13 protein-coding genes are annotated in these 19,664 nt (G+C 75.9%); 12 read left to right on the top strand and 1 reads right to left on the bottom strand.

The genetic code is table 11. From position 1 onward, the window contains the following. The first annotated feature begins 933 nt into the window (after positions 1–933). The 7 genes from OHB41_RS43195 (at position 934) to OHB41_RS43165 (ending at position 11,549) form a co-directional block, all read left to right on the top strand. Positions 934–1,620: a ScbR family autoregulator-binding transcription factor gene (locus tag OHB41_RS43195; RefSeq protein WP_381240001.1), complete on the top strand. Its 687-nt coding sequence runs from the start codon at positions 934–936 to the stop codon at positions 1,618–1,620. A gap of 534 nt (positions 1,621–2,154) precedes the next feature. Beyond that, on the top strand, positions 2,155–2,832 hold the full coding sequence (locus tag OHB41_RS43190) for a ScbR family autoregulator-binding transcription factor (RefSeq protein WP_266695916.1): 678 nt from the start codon (positions 2,155–2,157) through the stop codon (positions 2,830–2,832). Positions 2,833–3,624: 792 nt separating this feature from the next. Further along, positions 3,625–4,491 carry an AfsR/SARP family transcriptional regulator gene (locus OHB41_RS43185; protein WP_266695915.1) on the top strand — a complete coding sequence of 289 codons (867 nt, stop codon included), beginning with the start codon at positions 3,625–3,627 and terminating at the stop codon, positions 4,489–4,491. A 716-nt stretch (positions 4,492–5,207) separates the two neighbouring features. Beyond that, positions 5,208–6,185: an SRPBCC family protein gene (locus tag OHB41_RS43180; protein ID WP_266695914.1), complete on the top strand. Its 978-nt coding sequence runs from the start codon at positions 5,208–5,210 to the stop codon at positions 6,183–6,185. A gap of 22 nt (positions 6,186–6,207) precedes the next feature. Further along, on the top strand, positions 6,208–7,842 hold the full coding sequence (locus tag OHB41_RS43175; RefSeq protein ID WP_266695913.1) for a hypothetical protein: 1,635 nt from the start codon (positions 6,208–6,210) through the stop codon (positions 7,840–7,842). Next, positions 7,839–8,942, top strand: a complete 1,104-nt coding sequence (locus OHB41_RS43170; RefSeq protein ID WP_266695912.1) for a 4'-phosphopantetheinyl transferase family protein — start codon at positions 7,839–7,841, stop codon at positions 8,940–8,942. The genes OHB41_RS43175 and OHB41_RS43170 overlap by 4 nt, the downstream gene beginning before the upstream one ends. Before the next feature lie 339 nt (positions 8,943–9,281). After that, positions 9,282–11,549 (top strand): condensation domain-containing protein, encoded by a 2,268-nt coding sequence (locus OHB41_RS43165; protein WP_266695911.1) that lies wholly within the window; start codon positions 9,282–9,284, stop codon positions 11,547–11,549. 891 nt (positions 11,550–12,440) lie between these two features. Here the strand turns inward: OHB41_RS43165 and OHB41_RS43160 are convergent. Further along, the gene (locus tag OHB41_RS43160) at positions 12,441–13,262 is read right to left on the bottom strand and encodes an AfsR/SARP family transcriptional regulator (protein WP_168525349.1); all 822 of its coding nucleotides are present in this window, start codon (positions 13,260–13,262) and stop codon (positions 12,441–12,443) included. A 655-nt stretch (positions 13,263–13,917) separates the two neighbouring features. On the opposite strand from OHB41_RS43160, the gene OHB41_RS43155 reads away from it, so the two are divergent. The 5 genes from OHB41_RS43155 to OHB41_RS43135 all read left to right on the top strand — a co-directional run. Further along, positions 13,918–14,115 carry an acyl-CoA carboxylase subunit epsilon gene (locus OHB41_RS43155; protein ID WP_266695910.1) on the top strand — a complete coding sequence of 66 codons (198 nt, stop codon included), beginning with the start codon at positions 13,918–13,920 and terminating at the stop codon, positions 14,113–14,115. A gap of 35 nt (positions 14,116–14,150) precedes the next feature. Continuing rightward, entirely contained in the window at positions 14,151–15,737 is a 1,587-nt protein-coding gene (locus OHB41_RS43150; RefSeq protein ID WP_266705540.1) for an acyl-CoA carboxylase subunit beta, read from the top strand. Positions 15,738–16,149: 412 nt separating this feature from the next. After that, positions 16,150–16,974, top strand: coding sequence for an AfsR/SARP family transcriptional regulator (locus OHB41_RS43145; protein WP_266695909.1), 825 nt, complete (start codon positions 16,150–16,152; stop codon positions 16,972–16,974). A 652-nt stretch (positions 16,975–17,626) separates the two neighbouring features. Further along, positions 17,627–18,439 carry an acyl carrier protein gene (locus OHB41_RS43140; RefSeq protein WP_266695908.1) on the top strand — a complete coding sequence of 271 codons (813 nt, stop codon included), beginning with the start codon at positions 17,627–17,629 and terminating at the stop codon, positions 18,437–18,439. Positions 18,440–18,454: 15 nt separating this feature from the next. After that, a partial coding sequence (locus tag OHB41_RS43135; RefSeq protein ID WP_266706730.1) for a beta-ketoacyl synthase N-terminal-like domain-containing protein occupies positions 18,455–19,664 on the top strand: 1,210 nt, incomplete at its 3' end.

Genomic DNA, 19,664 nt, shown 5'->3' with positions numbered 1-19,664 from the left:
GGGTGTTCGGGGGCCTGGTGCCGGGTGGGCTTGGTGGCGACCGTCTGCGTGACGTTGTGGGTGTAGGGGATTTTCCTGCTGTGTGAACCGGCCGGCGCCTGTGGTGTGTTGCGGTGCGGCCCCGGCAGGAGACGCGGGCACCCAGGGGTGCCGGGGTGCCCAGGGGTGCCGGGCGGCAGGGCCGGGGTGGGGTGGCAGACGTCGTTCTGCCGGGCCGTGTGCGGATGCGGTTTCTCCGGTGTGCCGGGCCGTGCGGGGAAGGGGCCCGGTGGTGCGCGGGTGCCGGTGTCCGCCCCGTCGTTGTCTGCGGTTGTCTGCGGTTGTGTGCTGTCTGGGCGGGTGGGTCAGGCGTCTTGGTCCCGGGGGGTGTGCTGCCGGGTGCCGGGGCGCCTGGGGGCTGTTGGCGGGCGGGCGGCTGGGTGGTGTTCGCCGGGGTTTTCGGGTGTGGGCCCGGCGGTGCGGGTGGTGAGCGTGGCGGCACGGGGTGGGGGGTGCGGGTGGGGTGTGGGCCGTGTCCGTTCCTGGTGTGGTCGGGTGAGCGTCTGGTTGTAGTGCCGGGGTCTGCCGTGCCGGGTGTTGGTTGTTGGGCTGTCGGGTGTGGGTGGGGGTGGCGGGTGGGGTTGTTGTGGGGTCGGGGTGTGCGGGTGTGGTGGTTCGGGGCGGGGCGGGGTGGGCGGGGACCGGTTGAATCCGGACTTCCGGTTGGGTGGGTGCGGGGGGTGGCGGGTGGGGGGTGGAGGTGTTGTCCGGCCCGGTGAGGGGGCGGGCGGGGCGGTGTGGTGCGGGGGTGGGCGGGGGCGGGGTTTTGAGCCGGGGCGGGGTGGTGGCGGGGGCGCCGCCCTTGTGAAAATACGGACTACCTGGTTTGGTTTGGAGTGGTTGCAAGGAAAACATCTTGCGATGGAGTGAGGAACGACCACTGGAGGGTTCGTGGTGCGGCAGGAGCGTGCGATTCGCACCCGGCGGGCGATTTTGAATGCGGCGGCGTCGGTTTTCGACGAGCGCGGGTATGAGGCCGCCACGATCGGTGAGGTGCTGACCCGGGCGGGTGTGACCAAGGGGGCTCTGTACTTCCATTTCCCCTCGAAGCAGGCGCTGGCGGAGGGGGTGCTGGCGGAGCAGTTCTCGGGTTTCACGCTGGCGCCCCGGGCGAGCAAGCTGCAGGAGCTGGTGGACATGGGGCTGTCGCTGGCGTACCGGATGCGCCGCAACCCGGTGGTCAGTGCCTCGGCGAGACTTTCGCTGGGCCAGGAGATGGGGGCCATCTTCGGCACCTGGACGATCACGACCTGGCTGGATGCGACGGAGAAGGTGCTGCGCGAGGCGCGGGAGCAGGGTGAACTGCTGCCGCATGTGGACCCGGCGGAGAGTGCGTGGGTGTTCTCGGCCGCGTGGACGGGTGTGCAGGTCTACTCCCACACGCTGGCGGGCCGGGAGGATCTGGAGCGGCGGGTCTCCGCGCTGTTCGAGCATCTGCTGCCGAGCATCGCGGTGCCCGCGGTGCTCGGCAAGCTGGTCACCGACCCGGCCCGGGCCGCCGAGGTCGCCGCCGAGGGCGAGCGGCTGGCCGCCGAGGCGGGAGAGCTGGGGGACCTGGACGAGGTCGCCGCTCCCGCCTGACCGCCTGACACCCGGCCCGCTCGCACCGCCCACCCCCAGACCCGCAGGCCCGCAGACCGGCAGGCCCGCAGACCGGCAGGGCGGCGGGCGGGCAGGCCGGCGCCCGTCCCGCACGGCCCTCCTCGCAGTCGTGGACCGGCCCGTGACTCGGGGCCCGTGCCTCGGCCTGTGGGCCGGTTTGTGTGTGCGGACCGGGCGGGGTGGCTTGTGCGGGATGGGCCGTGTGGCTGCCCGCGCGGTGTGCCGGTGCCGGTGCCGGTGCCGGTGCGGGCGGGGTGGGGTGCGGCCGGTTTCTGTTCCGTGGGGCTGTGTCCGGTGGCCGGGCGGCCGTTGGTGGGTGCCGGGGGCGGTGGCCTGGGGTTTCCGGGCCGGTGGCGGCCGGTGGCGGTGTCTGCGGGCCGGGGTGGGGCGGGGTGCCGGCGGGGCATCCCCGCAGTGAAACATACCGCGCGTGCGGTTTGGTAGGGTATGGCCTCGGAGTGCCCGGGGGTGTCCGCCGTGGCGGCGGCCGGTGCGGGCCCGGGAGGAGGCGGGATGGTCAAGCAGGTTCGGGCGGCACGTACGCGCCAGGCCCTGGTCCGGGCGGCGGCCGAGGTGTTCGCCGATGACGGGTACGCCCTCGCCTCGCTGCCGGCGATCAGCCGGCGGGCCGGGGTGAGTACCGGGGCGCTGCATTTCCATTTCCCGAGCAAGGATCTGCTGGCCCGTGAGGTGGAGGCGGCGGCGACCGTCTCCCTGCAGCGGCTGGCCGCGCGCCAGGACGCGCCGCCGGGCGGGGTGCCGGGCGGCCCCGCCGGAGCGGGTGCGGGGGGTGCGGCGCTGCGGTTGCTGGTGGAGGTCAGCCGTGACCTGGTGCTGGGGCTGTCGGCCGACCCGGTGCTGCGGGCCGGGTTCGGGCTGGGCGGTGATCCCTCGCGCAAGGGCGGTGAGGGGCCGGGCCGGTGGTGGAGCGAGTGGGTGCACGCGCTGCTGCGCGAGGCCCATGGTGCGGGTGAACTGGCGGAGGGGGTCTCCCCGGAGGCGGCCGCGGTGGCCGTGGTCGCCGCCACCCTCGGGCTGGCCGGTCTCGCCTCCCGCCACCGCTTCCACCTCTCCCCGCATCTGGTGGAACAGTTCTGGGCCCTGCTGCTGCCCGGCCTCGCCGCGCCCCCGCCCCGGCGCCCGGCACGGCCGGGCATACCCGCCGCCGAGACCGGCCCCGCCCCCCGCTAGCGGCCCCGCCCCCCGGCGGCGGATCTCCGGTCCCGCCCCCGGGCGCAGGCCGGTTCCGTCTGCGGCGGCAGGCCGAGTCCGCCTGCGGGCGGCGGACCGGTTCTGCCCGTCGGGGCGGGGATCCGGCTCGTTCCGTGCGGGGGACCGCACCCGCCTCCGGGTAAACAGACCGCATGGTCCGGCAATGGAGAGGTCAAGTCGTGCGGGGAGCGGGCCCGCAGGGCCGGTGTTCCGCCTGGCCGGGGCGTTGTGCGGCAAAAGTCGCGTTCCCTGGAGGGGGTCTCGAGTGCCGGCGGAGAGAAAACACGACGACCGGTTTGAGATTGACATACCGTCCATGCTGTTTTTTACTCGGGTGTGCCGGGAAGCACGGGGGCGGCGGTCAGTCCGCGGCCCGGCAAGTCCCGGCAGAACGGGGCCTGCTGACGGACCGGCAGAACCCTCGGCCGGCACACCTGAAGACGGCACACCTGAAGACGGCACACCTGAAGACGGCGGACCTGGAGCCCGGCGGACCTGGAGGCCGGCGGACCGGCTGGGCGGATGATCTGAGGATCTGACGCCGGCGGGTCTGAAGGCCGGCCGGCCGGTGACGAGCCGCAGAGCGGCCGGCGGGCCGGCGGCCGGCCGGACGGGCTCACGGGTCCTACCGGTCCGCGGGTTGGTGGGCCGGTGGGCCGGTACGGGGCCCGGGACCGGGCCGGCCGGCTCTGCGGCGGGCGGCGGGGCGGTGGTGGCCGGTGCGTGGCCGCGGGCTCTGGCAGATGGCAGCGAACGGACAGGGGAGACGGCGTGGACACCGACATACTCGGCACACTTGATGTGCGGGAGAAGGGCATCTCGATCACCCCGACCGCTCCCAAGCCGCGGCAGGTGCTGGCGCTGCTGGTGCTGCATGCCGACCAGATGGTGCCGGTGGGCATGCTGAGCGAGGAACTGTGGGGCGCGCAGCCGCCGCGCAGTGCACGGCCCACCCTGCAGACGTACATCCTGCAGCTGCGTGAGCTGATCACCGCGGCGCTGGAGAGGGATCCGGGCGGGCACCGTACGGCCAAGGACGTGCTGCTGACCGTGCCGGGCGGTTATCTCCTCAAGAGCGGTGAGGGCAGCAGTGACGTGCGGGAGTTCGAGCGGCTGGCCGGGCTGGGCTACCGGGCGATGGACGGGGCGGACTTCCCCGAGGCGGCCCGGCACCTGCGGGCCGCGCTCGCGCTGTGGAGCGGGCCGCCGCTGGCCGACGTGCAGGCCGGCCCGCACCTGGCCACCCAGGTCAAACGGCTGGAGGAGAGCCGGCTGTGCGCGCTGGACCAGCGCATCGAGGCCGATCTGCGCCTGGGCCGCCACCGTGAACTGCTCGCCGAGCTGACCGTGCTGGTCAGCCGGTATCCCACCCACGAGAGCCTGTGCGGGCAGTACATGCTGGCCCTGTACCGCTCCGGGCGGCGGGGCGAGGCCCTGGACGCCTACCAGCGGCTGCGGGCCACCCTGGTACGCGGTCTGGGCCTGGAGCCGTCGGCGGCCCTGGGCAAGCTGCAGCGTTCCATCCTGATGGCCCGGCCGGACGGCTCACCCGCCGCAACCGCCACGGCCGGATCCGGGTCCGCCGGTCCCGGTACGGGCCCCGCCGGGAGCGGACGGCTCGCCGCCCCGGTCGGCTGACCCACCCCCACCCCCACCCCGGCCCAGCACCGGCCCAGCACCGTCCCGCCCCGGCCCAGCACCGTCCCGCCCCCCGGGCTCCGTCTCAACCCCCTGGTCACCGGCCCCGATCCCCTGGCAGCGGCCCCCAACTCCCCGGCCCGGGGCTCTTGTTCCTCCCCGGGCGGGCCCCGGTGCCGAGAGGCACAGCCCGGACCGCCCGGACCGACTGGACCGTCCGGACCGACTGGACCGACTGGACCGCCAGGCCGTGCCGGGAAGTCCGGGCGGTCCGGTCCCTGGCGCGGGCCCCCGGGGTACGGGCATCTGGCCGGGGCTCGGCCGGGGGCGCGGTAGGGCTTGGCGTGGCGCGGGCCGCCCGCTCGGGGGCCTGGACATGCCGTGCCGCGTCGGCCGTGCGATACCGGCGGTGCCGTGCGAAGCCTGGGCCGGGCCGCGCGAAGCCGCTCCCCGCCAGTGCCGAGCCAGTACCTGTCGTGTCCCGTGCCGTGCATGCCGGTGCATGCCGGTGCATGCCGTGCGGGTCGGCCGGGTTGTTCGGGCCGGCGGGGTTGGCGGGGCCGGCGGGGTTGGCGGGGTCGGTGGTTGTTCGGGGTTCGGGGTTCGGGGTTCGGGGTGCCGGCCGGGGTGGCGGGGTGCGGGGGGTCGGTGCGGGCGCGAGGCGGGCTCGAGTGGGGTGGGGCAGGGTGGGGGTATCCGCAGGAGGAGGGGCAGGCATGTCGTCGCGCGTGCACGCCGGCGAGGACGCCGTGGAGGTGGCCGCTCCGGCCGGTGTGGTCTACGGCCTGCTGGCCGATGCCGTGCGCTGGCCGGTGTTCCTGCCCTCTCATGTGCACGTCGAGCGGCTGGACTTCGACGGCGTGCGGGAACGGCTGCTGGTGTGGGAGGTGGCCGACGAGGCGGGTGCCCCGGGCGGCCACGTCCGCTCCCGGCACACCCGGCGGGTCCTGCGGCCGCAGGACCGCAGTGTCGTCTTCGAGGAGGAGGACCAGGCCCGCCCGGGCATGGTGACCTCGGGGGTGTGGACGGTGCGCCCGGCGGGTGAGACCCGGTGCGTGCTGAGCCTGCGTCAGGAACGGGTGCTGCCCGTGCTGCTCGCCGCGGGCGACAGCCGCCTGCGCGGTGACGCGGCCGCCGGCGTACGGCGCCGGCTCGGCGAGGTCCGCGGGGCGGCCGAACGGTGGGAGGAACTCGACGAGCTGCTGCTGTCCTTCGAGGACCGGATCCGTGTCGAGGGCCCCGCCGAGCTGGTCTACGACTTCCTCTACCGGATCGGGGACTGGCAGGAACGGCTGCCGCACGTCGAGGGGACCCGCGTGCGCGAGGACGCGCCGGGCGTCCAGGTGGTGCAGGTGGACACCTGCGCCGCCGAGGACGCAGGGACCGTCACCACCCGGGCGGTACGGCTGTGTTTCCCGCACGCCGGTCGCATCGTCTACAAGGAGACCCTCACGCCCCGCCTGCTCGCCGCCCACAGCGGCGAGTGGTCCCTGCTGCCGGACGCCTCCGGGGTGACGGTCGTCGCCGCCCACCGGGCGATGCTCCGGCAGGACGCCGTCGCCCGGGAACTCGGCGAGAACACCAGCCTCCTGGAGGCCCGCCGGTACGTGCACGGCTGGCTGTCCCGGGCCGACAGACAGGCACTGGGCCTGGCCAAGTGGCATGCGGAGAGCACCGTCCGCCGTCTGCGATGAACAGATGAACAGGAGGCCGCCCATGGCCGTCACCCGTCCCGCCCCCCGCACCGTCCCCGCCGGCCTCCCGCCCGCCCGGCCCGGCCACGGCCAAGGCCAAGGCAGCGGCAGTGGCAGTGGCAGTGGCAGTGGCAGTGGTGCGGTGATACCCGGGCCCCGCCGGGGCGTCGCGCACCGCTATGCCGCACTGCCCCCGCCCCTGGAGGTGGCACTCGCCGCACTGCGCCTGGACGCCCTGCTCGGCGACCCCCGGGATGCCGCCAACCCCTACGGCCTGCCCGCCCTCACCACCACCCGTATCACCGGCAGCACCACCACCGGCAGCACCACCACCGGCAGCAGCACCACCCGCACCACCGGCAGCACCACCGGCAGCACCACCGGCAGCACCGCCGGCAGTGCGGGTGGTGCGGGTGGTGCGGGTGGTGCGGGTGGTGCGGGTGGTGCGGGGGAGGACCGGGCCGGGCTCCTGGCGGCGGCGGGCCTTGGCCGGATACGGGCCGCCGACCAGCTGGTCCGTGCCCTGCGGCCGGTCCTGCGCCGGGACGTTGCCCTGGGACAGGCCTGCGCATCGGCCGTGCGGGCGTGCCCGGTGCCCGCCGCCCTGCTGGGGCCGGCCGCGCTGCTGGCCGCCACCGGTACCGTGCTGCGCCAGGCCGCGCGGATCGTGGCCGGCCGCTGCCACAGCGAGCCGGCCCTGCGGCAGTGGCGGCCGGTGCTCGCCACCGTCTTCGCCGACCTGCTGGCCTGCGAGAGCCTGACCAGCGTGGCGCTGCGCCGCCCGATGCGTCCCGCGTCCGGTGCGCTGCTGCCCGCGGTGGCCGGCTACGTGGTGCCGACGGTAGTGGCGGACGTACTGGCCCAGCTCGAACTGGTGCTGACCGAGTGCGGCCACGGGCCCGCCGGTCCTGAGGGCCGCATGCTGGCGAAACTGGCCGGTGACCTCCCGGCGGCCGGCGTGGACGCGGCAGCCGCCGGGTCCTGGCAGACCCACCTGGTACGGGCTCTGCCGGCGCTGGCCGAAAGCCCCCGCCCCCCGCACCCCACCGCCCTCCCGGCCCTGTTCCGGCTCGCCGACCCCCACCCCGGCTCCGCCTCCGACCCCCACCCCGGCTCCGACCCCGCCGTCACCGCCGCGAACCGGCAGGACCGGCAGGAGCGGGACAGGGACGGGCAGGACAGGGACGGGCGGGGCGGGGACAAACAGGGCGGGGGCGGGCAGGGCGGGGACGGTGTGGTGCTGTCGGGGCTGCTGCGTGCTGCCGCCCGTGCGGGCGGCGGTGATCCGGACCGTGCCGCGCTGGCCGGTGCGGCCCGGCGGCTGCTGAGCGAGCAGCGCGCGCTGCGCCGTCCGTGCCGCGCGGCGGGCCAGGACGGTCCTGACGGTCCGGCCGTACGGGCGCTGGCGGACCGTCAGGCGCTGCTGTGGCTGGCCGCGGCCGTGCTCGGGGTCCAGGAGGCGGCCGACGACGGGCGCGGTCTGTTCCTGGGCGGCCCGCACTGGGCGCTGCTGGCACTGTCGGGCATCACCGAACGGCTCGGGGTGCCGCTGCCCGGCCCGGCCGCCGACCCGCGCGAACAGGTCTGGGCGGAACTCGCCGACCGGGTCCGGCACGGCGTGGACTGCGACATCTACGCGACCCGGCTGCTGTGGTGAACGGACACGGCCCGGCCGCCCCGGGCAGCACCGGCCCCGCCCGCCCCCGCCCGTCGTCCCGCCCGCACCCCTCCCACCCGGACGTCCCCGCCCCGGACGTCCCCGCCCCGGACGTCCCCGCCCCGGACGGGCCGGGCACGGGCGGGCCGGGTACGGGCGGCCCGGGTCTGCCGGAACCGGCGGAACTGGCGGAACCGGCGGATCTGGTGGGCCGGGTGGGCCGGGTGGGTCCGGGGGGCGGGCAGGGGCGGGGGAGCAGCGGGGGGCTGCTCGGGCCGCCGCTGCACGTGGCGGGTCCCGAGGGTCCCTGGGAGGAGGTCCATGACCAGCTCACCGGCCGCGGTCACGTCCTGGTGCACACCACCTGGGGGCAGTGGCTGGCGGCCGCGCTGCTGGATCCGGGACTGCGGGGCCTGCTCGGCCGTGACTGGCCGCGCTACCGGCAGACGGCCGCGCCGGCCGGCCGGCTGCGTTTCGCCGCCTCGCGGATGGTCCTCAAACACACCGCGGCCGCCGCCCTGCAACTGCCCGCGGACGCCCTCGACCTGGCCTACCGGCCCGGCGGCCGCCCCCATCTGCGCGGCCTGGCCGGCACCGAGGTGAGCCTGGCCCACACCGACGAGCTGATCGTGGTCGCCGTCAGCCGCACCGGGCCGATCGGGGTGGACGCCGAGCCCGTCACCCGCCGGCCGTCCTTCGAGCTGCTGCACCCCTACGTGTGCACCCCCGCCGAGGCCGCCGAACTCGCCGCGCTGCCCGAGGACGACCGCACGGCGCGGCTGCTGCACCTGTGGACGCTCAAGGAGGCCTACACCAAGGCACTCGGGCACGGCATGCGGCGCCGTTTCGCCGCGTTCGGCTTCAGCCGCGACGAGCAGGGCCGTACGGTCCTGGCCGACGAACCGGCCGGCGCGCCGCGGTGGATTCTCGCCACCCACCTCGTCCACGGCCGCTATCTGGTCAGTGCCGCCCACCATCCGCTGTTCCCGGTCGAGACCCCTTCGCGGCCCGCTCCACACCCGCTCGAGGAAACAGGCCTCCCACCTGCGGCGACGCTAGGCTGGCCGCTGCCGGGCAGCTCCGGCGCACAGCCGACATGACGAGAGGCGGGCGTCGTGAACCACCGTGCAGCCACCCCACCGCACACCGCCCCGCCCGCCCCCGCGCGGCCCCGTGCCGCCGGCGGCAGGCCGGGCGGCAGCTTTCGCCGCCGCCCGGCCGGATACCGGCCGGGCACCACGATCCCGCCTGTCCCCACGATCCCTTCGGCCCGCCCAGCCGTTACTGCCCGCCCAGCCGGTACTGCCGGGTGTGCCGGGTGTGTTGGCTGCGCGGGGCCGGTCCGGCCGGTCTGGCCGGTGCGGTGGGTGCGGTAGGGGGAGCGGGGGGCCGGTCCGCTGGTGTGCCGCGGGTGTGGTCCCTGGTTCGCGGGAGGGCGGATGAGCAGCCGGTACGCGCCGCGGGGCGCCGTTCTTGCCGTGGTCCACGAGCCGGGTACGCCCCCGCCGGGGGGCCCGCTCGTGCTGGAACTGTGCGGCCCGCTGGGCCCGGCCGACGCGGAGAGCGTCGCCGCCCGCCTCGCGCAGCGCCACCGTGCCTTCGACGTCGCGCTGGACAGTCACCGGCCCGGCCGTCACACCCTGCGCCTGACCCCGCCCGCCGGCGCGCCGGGCCCCGTCCCGCTGCCCGCGGAACTGCTGGCCGACGTGCTGGCCCCGCCCCCGCCGGGCGGTGAGGTCCTCCCGGTCACCGGACACCAGCAGACCCTGCTGATCGCGGCCCTCGCCCCCGCCGGCGCCACCGACCACACCGACCACATTGATCACACCGGCCCCGCCAACGGCACGGACAGCACCGGCGGTACGGACGGTTGGGACAGCACCGGCGGCGGGGACGGTACGGGCGGCGCGGGTGGCGGGGACGGTCAGCTGGAGCAGTTGTACTGGGACTGGTCCGGGCCGCTGGACGTGGCCCGGTTCGCCGCGGCGTGGCAGTCGGTCGTGGACCGGGAGTCGGTGCTGCGGGCCTGTTTCGACTGGGTCGCCTCACCGCGTCTGGTGCTGCACGCCCGCGCCGATGCCGACATCGCCGTCCACTCCCGTACCGCCGTCACCTGGGCGCGGCTTCTGCGGCGCGACCGGGCGCGGGGTTTTGCACTGCACCGGCCCGGCCTGCTGCGCCTGGCCCTGCTGCGGGGGGCGTCCTCGGCCGCGGTGCCGGCCCCGCCCCCGCGGGTGCTGCTGACCTACCACCCGGCGCTGCTGGACGAGCGGGGCGTGCACCTGCTGCTGCGGGAGTTCTACCGCGCCTACGCCGCGGGCGGTGTGCTGCCCGGCGGGGAACGCCGCCCCGACCTGCGTGATCACGCCCGCTGGCTGGCCGGCCAGAACACCGACGCCGCACGGCAGTTGTGGGCGCGGGCCGCGCCGCCGCGGCACGCCGCGACCCGTCCGGGCCGGGCGGGCGGGGAAACCGGGCAGCACGGGCCCGGACTCCTGCACACCCGGCTGCGGGCGGCCCAGACCTTCCGGCTGCGTTCCTGGGCGGCCCTGCGCGGCGTGGCGGAGAGCAGCGCCCTGCACCTGGTGTGGGCGCTGCTGCTGTACCGGGCGGCGGACGCGCAAGGTCCGCTGCCGGTGAGTTTCGGGGTGCAGCTGTCCGGCCGGGACATCGCCCTGCCGGGCGCCGCGGGCATCCCCGGCCCGCTGGACGGGCCGCTGCCGATGACCGTGACCGTCGACCCCGACGAACCCCTCACCAACCTGCTGCACCAGGTCCGCGACACACTCCTGGACCTGGCCGCCTATCCGTGGGCCGGCGCCGAGTCGATCCGCGCGTGGAGCGGCAGACCACCCTCCCCGCCCCCAGCCGTGTCCGGGTCCGTGTCTGCGTCGGTGTCGGGGTCGGGGGCGGGGTCGGGTCTGTTCGCCGACACGTTCACCGACCCCTGCGCCGACACCCTGGTGCGGTTCGAGGGCCCGCTCCTGCTGCCGCAGGCGCTGCGCGGTGAACTCGCCGCCCAGGGCATCGACGTGCAGAGCCCGCGCACCGCGGCCGGCGCCACCGGCCGGCCCCTGACCCTCACCGCCCGCCACGACACCGGGGGCGGTCTGGCCCTCACTGCCGTCTATGACCGGGCGCGCCTGGCCGACGAGGACGCCGCCGCCCTGCACGCCCAGTGCGTGCGTCTGCTGGGCGCGCTGCCCGGACACCGGGATGCCGCGGCCACCGCCGGGCAGCTGCTGGACGTGCTGGCCCGGGCCGCGGTCCCGCGCATGGCCCGCCCCGCCCCGCCCCCGCCGCGTCCCGCGCTGAGCGTGCTGCGGCCCGGACACCCCCACGCGGACGTGATCTGCCTGGTCGTCGTCCCCGGTGTGCCCAGGGGCGGTTACGACCTGTTCGTCCGCGGCCACCGGGGCCCGGAGAAGATCGTGGCCGTGCACGCCGACGGTGCCCCCGGCGCCCCGCAGGCCGTACTGCACCAGGCCCGGGGGCCGGGCCGGCGGCTGGTGCTGTGCGGGTGCGGGCCCGGCGGGCGGGCGGCCTACGAACTCGCCCAGCACATGCCGTATGCCGCCGGCCCCGCTCCGGCCGTGGTCATGACCGGCATCGGCGATGCCGCCGCCAGCGCGTCCGCCCTCGCCCGCGGCGTCCGCGCCGTCCTCACCCCGCCCCCTGAACCCCGCCCCCTGAACCCCGCCCCCTGAACCCCGCCCCCTGAACCCTGCCCCCCTGAACTCCGCCCTTTTGAACCCGGCCCCGGGCCGGCGTCGCGCGCAAGTCCGGTGAGCGCAGGGCGCTGCCGGGGCGGGGGCAGGGCGTTGCCCGGGCGGGCGCACCAGCGGCCCCGCCGCCCGCGCGAAGCAGCGGGGTCCACGAAGCAGGGGGCCCGCGAAGGAGGGGGCCGCGAAGGAGGGGGCCGCGAAGGAGGGGGCCGTGAAGGAGGGGGCTGCGGCGGTGTGTTCGCGCCCGGCCGCCCCGGGCGGGCCGGGCGGGCCGGGCGGGGCGCGGACGGCGGTGTCCCGGCGGCCACCGCTGCGCGGCGCTGCCGGGACACCGCCGGGGCGGACCGTCCCTGCCGTCGTTGCCCGCCGCCGTTGCGGCAGGTTCGGGGACCGTGGGCGGACCCGCACGGCACGGATGCGCCCGTACCCCGTTCCCGTCGAGGAGTTGAAGGGCCGGGGAGAGCGCGCCGGTTCCGCGGGGCATCCGCACGCGCCCAAAACGGCCCGGTGCCGGCACCGCCCGGTCCCGGCACCGCCCGGCATCGGGCCGAGCCGGGACCGGGCGGGGAAGTCACGCGGCCCCCGCGCCCCGCGCCCCGCGCGGCCCCCGGCCCGTGGCGGGCGGAAATGCAGGCGGCCCCCCGCGCCCCGCCCAGACCCGGTGCCGAACCAGCGCCGGGGCCGGGGCCGGGGCCGGGGTCAGGGGCGGGGGTGGCGGGCCCGGGCCGGTTTCCTGTCGTGCTGTCACCGGCCGGTCGGGGGCCGCAGGCTGCCCGGCGGCGGCCGTGTCGCCCGTCCCCCGCCTCCGCCTCCGTCCACGCTCCCGTTCCCGCTTTCGCCCCTCCTGCTCGCGGGTTCGGCTCGGGCTCGGGCTCAGGCCGTGAACAGGTCGTAGGTGGAGCTGTGGCGCGGTCCGGCCAGTACGTCCAGCTGGGGGTCGACGGTGAGGACGGCCTGGTGCAGCCGTTGCAGCTGGGGGGAGGGTTCCACGCCCAGGTCCTCGATCAGCCGGACCCGCAGTCTGCGGTAGACCTCCAGGGCGGAGGCCTGCCGGCCGGAGCGGTAGAGCGCCACCATGGCCTGCGAGTGCAGCCCCTCGTGCTGGGGGTGACGGGCGGTCAGTTCGATGAGTTCGGCGATGAGTTCGGCGTGCCGGCCCAGCCGCAGGTCGGCGTCGATGCGCCGCTCCACGGTGACCAGCCGGCTCTCCTCCAGCCGGACCACCTCGATCTCCAGGACCGGCCCCAGGCGTACGTCGACCAGGGCGGGTCCCTCCCACAGTCCCAGGGCCTCGCGGAAGCGGGCGGCGGAGACCTCGTCGTCGCCGCTCTCGAACGCGGTCTGTCCCTCCCGTGTCAGCCGGTCGTACTGGTGCACGTCGACGCTGTCGGGCGGGATCTGCAGCAGGTAGCCGCCGTGCCGGGTGGCCAGTACCTCCTTGGCGCCGCCCGGCGCGCCGGGCCCCATCGCGGTGCCCAGCCGCCGGCGCAGCTGCAGGATGTAGGTCTGCAGGGTCGTCAGTGCGCTCTGCGGGGGCTGCGTCGCCCAGATCTCCTCCATGAGGGTCGGGACGGGCATCACCCGTCCGGGATACAACGCCAGCAGCGACAGGATCTGCCGCGGCTTGCCCGCGCTCGGAACGATGGATCCCCCGTTGACCTCGGCACTCAACGGACCCAGAACCTGAATCCTCACCGGTCTCCTCCGTATGTCGTCGAGCTCCTTGTCCCGTTCCTTTTTGTGGCCAGAAATCCGCGCCGCCGCTCACGCTAGCCGCGGCCGTCCCTCCCCAGCGATTTCCTGGAGCCGTTCTCGAGCGGACTTCCAAGTCCGGTGTCACGCCCGCTGTCCGGGGCGCTGGAGGACGCTTGCAGCGCGGCTCGAATCGAACTCCTGATTCCGCCGTCGCCGCACTCCAGACGGTTACCGTCGGCCATTTCCACGCGCCCGCGCCGCTGCCGGCGGCATCCGTAATCACCGCCGCGGGCGCCGTCAAGACATCACGTCCGCGCCCCGCCCCGCACCCGCCGCGCACCGGAGCGCACGCCCCGCCCCCGCGCTCCCGGCCCGCCCCGCCGGACACCTCCCGCCCGCCCCGCACCCACGGCAACTGGCCGAAGCGTTTCCCCCCGCCCCGCCCCGCCCCGCCCCGGCCGTCCCGTCCCGGCCTGTGCTGCTGCGTGCGGGCCGTGTCCGGCCGCCGCGGCCCCGCGGCGCGGGTGTGCCGGGCCGTCCTGTGGTCGCGGGCGGCGGCGTGGAGCGCTCTTCAAGCGCAGTGAGAGCGGTTCTTGAGCGCGGTGACCGATGGTGTCCCCCAAGGCTGAAGAAGAAGGAGGAGGAGGGAGGAGGTATGGGCACCCCGAACCAGTACGAGCCCGTCCTGCGCGTGGAACGCGGGCGGGCCGGCGAAGAGGAACTGGCCGCACTCACCGTGGTGCTGCTCGCGCTCAGCGCGGGCGGCGCACCCGCCCGCCGGGGCAGGCCGGTCAACGGCTCCCGCTGGTGGAGGAGGCCCCGGGCCTACCGCGGCCCGCGCGGCTGGCAGTGATACGGACCTCGCCCAGAAAGGGATCTGACATGGCAATGACCACTGCCCCCGCCCCCGTCGAGCCGGGGCCGACCGACATCCGCGGACGCGTGGCGGAACTGCACGCGATCCGTGAGGCGGCCCGGCTGGGCCCCAGCGAGAAGGCGACCGCCGCCCAGCACGCCAAGGGCAAGCTGACCGCCCGGGAACGCATCGCCCTGCTGCTGGACGAGAACAGTTTCCAGGAGGTCGAGCAGCTGCGCCGGCACCGGGCGACCGGCTTCGGCCTGGAGGCCAAGAAGCCGTACACGGACGGTGTGATCACCGGCTGGGGCACGGTGGAGGGCCGTACGGTCTTCGTCTACGCCCACGACTTCCGTATCTTCGGCGGCGCGCTCGGCGAGGCGCACGCCACGAAGATCCACAAGATCATGGACATGGCCATCGCGGCCGGGGCGCCGCTGGTCTCCCTCAACGACGGCGCGGGCGCCCGGATCCAGGAGGGCGTCTCCGCGCTGGCCGGCTACGGCGGCATCTTCCAGCGCAACACCAAGGCCTCCGGCGTCATCCCGCAGATCTCGGTGATGCTCGGCCCGTGCGCGGGCGGCGCGGCCTACTCGCCGGCCCTGACCGACTTCGTGTTCATGGTCCGTGAGACCTCGCAGATGTTCATCACCGGCCCGGACGTGGTCAAGGCCGTCACCGGCGAGGAGATCAGCCAGAACGGGCTCGGCGGCGCCGACGTGCACGCCGAGACCAGCGGCGTGGCCCACTTCGCCTACGACGACGAGGAGACCTGCCTCGCCGAGGTCCGCTACCTCCTGTCGATGCTCCCGCAGAACAACCGCGAGAACCCCCCGCACACCACCGCCCACGACCCGGCCGGCCGGCGCGGCGAGATCCTCCTCGACCTGGTGCCCGCGGACGGCAACCGGCCCTACGACATGACGAAGGTCATCGAGGAACTCGTCGACGACGGCGACTACCTCGAGGTCCACGAACGCTGGGCCCGCAACATCATCTGCGCGCTGGCCCGCCTGGACGGCCAGGTGGTGGGCATCGTCGCCAACCAGCCGCAGACCCTCGCCGGCGTCCTGGACATCGAAGCCTCCGAAAAAGCCGCCCGGTTCGTGCAGCTGTGCGACGCCTTCAACATCCCCATCCTCACCCTGCTGGACGTGCCCGGCTTCCTGCCCGGCGTGGACCAGGAGCACGGCGGGATCATCCGGCACGGCGCGAAACTCCTGTACGCGTACTGCAACGCGACGGTGCCGAGGATCTCGCTGATCCTGCGCAAGGCGTACGGCGGTGCCTACATCGTGATGGACTCCCAGTCCATCGGCGCGGACCTCACGTACGCGTGGCCCACCAACGAGATCGCCGTGATGGGCGCCGAGGGCGCCGCCAACGTCATCTTCCGCCGCCAGATCGCCGACGCCGCCGACCCCGAGGCCATGCGCGCCCGCATGGTCAAGGAGTACAAGGCGGAACTCATGCACCCCTACTACGCGGCGGAGCGCGGCCTGGTCGACGACGTCATCGACCCCGCCGAGACCCGCGAGGTCCTCATCCGCGCGCTGGCGATGCTGCACGCCAAACACGCCGACCTGCCCTCCCGCAAACACGGCAACCCCCCGCAGTAACCCCGCGGACCGGCCACGGCGCACCCGCCCGCACCGCCCCGCACCGCCACGGCACCCGCCCGCACCGCACCCGCCCCCGCGCCCCTGCACTTCCCGCCCCCCGCACTCCCCGCCGCTCCGCTTTCCGCCCGGCATTCCGCACCAGGAGCAGACCCCACGGTCTGCTTTGCGGGACGCCGACCGGTCCCGCCCCGCCGCTCCCCGCCCCACCGGAGCGGGCCGGAACAGGCCGGAACCGGACCGGAGTTGCGCAGGACGCCTGGCAGCCGCCCCTCCCCGGCGGCGCACGGGCCGCGGACGGACAGCCTCCCCCACCCCCATTAAAACAGCACGACCGGTCGGGTATTGACAGACCGGATGCGCTGTTTTGTAATCGGGGGTGCGGCACGGGACACCGAGCAGGGGAGACGGCGTGGACATCGACGTACTGGGCGCACTGGCAGTGCGGGAGAACGGGGTGTCCATCACCCCGACGGCGCCGAAACCGCGGCAGGTCCTGGCGCTGCTCGCGCTCCGTGCCGACCAGGTGGTGCCCGTCGCGGCCCTCATCGAGGAACTGTGGGGCAACTCCCCGCCGCGCAGCGCCCGTACCACCCTGCAGACGTACGTGCTGCAGCTGCGCGAGCTCATCGCGCAGGCGCTCGAGCACGGCCGCAGCGGCGCCAAGGACGTCCTGATGACCCTGCCGGGCGGCTATCTGCTCGTCTCCGGCGGCGGCAGCAGCGACGTGCGCGAGTTCGAGCGGCTCGCGGGGGAGGGCTACCGGGCCATGGACCAGGGGGCCTTCGCCGAGGCGGCCCGCACCCTGGCCGGGGCGCTGCGGCTGTGGACGGGGGCCGCGTTCGCCGACGTGCAGGCCGGGGCGCAGCTGGCGATGGAGACCCGGCGGCTGGAGGAGAGCCGGCTGTGCGCGCTGGACCAGCGCATCGAGGCCGATCTGCGGCTGGGCCGCCACCGTGAACTGCTGCCCGAACTGACCGTGCTGACCAGCCGTTACCGCACCCACGAGAACCTGCACGCGCAGTTCATGCTGGCCCTGCACCGCTCCGGCCGGCGCAGCGAGTCGCTCAGCGTCTACCACCAGCTGCGCGCCACCCTCGTCAACGACCTGGGCCTGGAGCCCTCGCCGCGGCTGCGGCGGCTGCAGCACTCCATCCAGACGGCGGCGCCGGAGACGGCGGCGGCGCCCGCACCGTTCGACGGCGCGGGACCCCCCGCGCCCGCACGGGCCCGCTGAACCCGCACCGCCCACGCGGCGGCGGCACGGGCCACCGCCGTGCGGGCGGCCGGCAGCAACTGCGCCGGACTGCAAGGCGGTTCGGCACCTCGGGCCGCCCGGGCACCTCGGGCACCTCGGGCACCTCGGGCACCTCGGGCACCTCGGGCCGCCCCGACCGTCCGGCCGCACCGACCGTCCGAGCGGTGCGGACGGGCCGGATGGTGCGGACGGACGGAGCGGATGGTGCGGACGGACGGGGTGGGTGGTGCGGGTGGTGCGCGGGCTGCCCGCGGATGCGGGAAGCGGCTGAACGCGCCGTATCCGCGGGCCGGATGGACGGCACCCCCGGCGCCACGGGACCAGTGGCGCGACTCCCCTGCCCGGACCGCGGGTCGCCTGCCGGACGGGCCCGGCGGGCGCCGCACGCAGCCCATGCCCGCCGGGAGACCGGCGCGCGGGCCGGCAGCCGCCGTTGCGGCTGCCGTGGGCGGGCAGGGGCAGGCAGGTGGGCGGGCGGCTCATTCTTTGGGCGGAGGGTTTGGGCGCCGGCTGGTTCCCGGGAGCCAGTCGCCTTCGGCGGGATCACCACGGCCGGGGATGTGGCGCGGTGGCGGCGGCGCCCACAATGCCAGGACGGCCACCCGGGATCCGACCCTTGGAGACGCCCACCATGACCTCCGCCCCTCATCCGCACACGGCCTCGCCGACGCCGGCGGCCGACGTGCTCGCCGAGCTCACCGCGGTACTGGCGGGCATGATGCGGGTCGAGCCGCAGTCCCTCGACACGCAGGAGTCCTTCCGGCTGCTGGGCCTGGACTCGATGCTGTCCCTCGAGTTCGTCGCGGCGCTCAACGCCCGTTACGGCACCCAGATTGCGGCCACCGCGCTGTACGACCACCCCACCCCGGAGGCACTGGCCCGGCACGTCGCGGCCGAACTCGCCGCGCCCGGGCCCCTGCCGCGCACCGGCCCCGCCCCGCGGCACGGTGACGGGCAGCCCGACCCGGTCCAGGCCCCGTCTCAGGCTGCGGCTGCGGTGCGCGGTGCCGGCCCGTGGCCCGTCGCGGGGCCGGACACCGTCACCGACACCCTGCGCACGCAGCTCGCCGGGATCCTGCACTGCGCCGCGCAGGACATCGACGTGAGCGCGCCGTTCGCCGCGCTGGGACTGGACTCCATCCTGGCCGCGGAGTTCCTGGCCGGCATCAACCGCACCTACGGCCTCAGCGAGCAGACCGACCTGCTCTACGACCACCCCGACCTCGCGGCCATGGCCGCACACGTCACCGCGCAGGTGACGGACACCCGCACCACCGGCCCCGCACCCGCGTCCGGCTCCGCACCCGCACCCGCGTCCGGCCCCGCCCCCGCGCAGCCGCCGCGGGCCGTGGAGATCGACCTGAACGCCCTGCTGGACGCGGTGCGCGACGAGGTGCTCAGCATCGACGAGGCGGCTGCCCTGCTGGCGGCCCGTTCCGCCTGACACGAAGGGCACACGGTGACGGACACCCGCGAGATCCTGACGCGGTTCAAAGGCGGCACCCTGCAGCGCGAGCACGCCGTGGCCCTGCTGCGCGGCGCCGCATCGCCGGCCGGAGCACCGCCGCGGCCCGGCCCCGCGGTGCGGCCCGCGGCGGAGCGTGAACCACCGGCCGGCCCCGGTGCCGGCGGCGCCGAGCCGTGCGCCGTCGTGGGAATGCAGGGCTGTTTCCCGCACGCCGACGACCTGGACGCCTTCTGGCGCCACGCCCTGGAACAGCACACCCCCACGGCATCGTCCCCGCGGGGAGGGGACCGATTCGCGGACGGCATCCGGGAGTTCGACGCCGGCCTGCTCGCCCTGTTCGGCCTCGACACCGCCGGCGCGGCCGTCCTGGACTCCCGTGAACGCCTGCTGGCGCGCAGCGCGTGGCAGACCCTGGAGAGCGCCGGATACGCCGGAGTACGGACCGACCGGCTCACCGGCCCCGACCACGCAGGGCGCAGCGTCGGTGTCTACCTCGCCGCCGGCCCGGCAGACAACGCGCCGGGCGGGGACACGCCGGGCGGGCCCGGACCGGCCGGGCGGCTGTCGCGGCTGCTCGACCTGCGCGGGCCCAGCCTGAGCGTCGACACCGGCGCGTCCTCCTTCCTCACCGCGCTGCACCTCGCACTCGGCGCGCTGCGCGCGGGGGAGTGCGAGGCGGCGCTGGCCGGCGCCGTCGAGCTGCCACCGCGTCCGGCACCTCGGCCGCCCCGCACCGGCACCCACATTGACACCGGCACCCACACCGACACCGGTGCGGGCACGGATGCCGGTGTCGATGCCGATGGTGGGGGTGGTGGTGTCGGGGACGGTGGCGGGGGAGTGGTGGTCGTGCTGCTCAAGCCGCTGGCCGCGGCCCGTGCCGCCGGGGACCGCGTGTACGCGGTGATCCGCGCCGGCGCGGCCGGTCACCCGGGCCGCCTGGGAGCCGTACCGCACCACGCCCGGCTGGTCGGCCGGGCGCTGGCTGCGGCCGGCCTGACCGCCCCGGCCGCCGATCCGCACGGGACGCGCACCGGGCCGCCGCCGCAGATCACTCGGCAGCCGGCGCCGGCCGCCGCCCCCGGTCCGGACGGCCCGGGGGCGGGCCTGGTGGCGGGGGCCGGACTGGAGGCGCTGGGCATCGCTGTGCGGGAGAGCGCCCGGACGGCGGACCCGGCGGGTGACACGGGGGACGGCCCGG

It is taken from the genome of Streptomyces sp. NBC_01571 (genome assembly GCF_026339875.1).
Lineage (GTDB): Bacteria > Actinomycetota > Actinomycetes > Streptomycetales > Streptomycetaceae > Streptomyces.
This window is presented reverse-complemented; position numbering and strand designations above follow the sequence as displayed.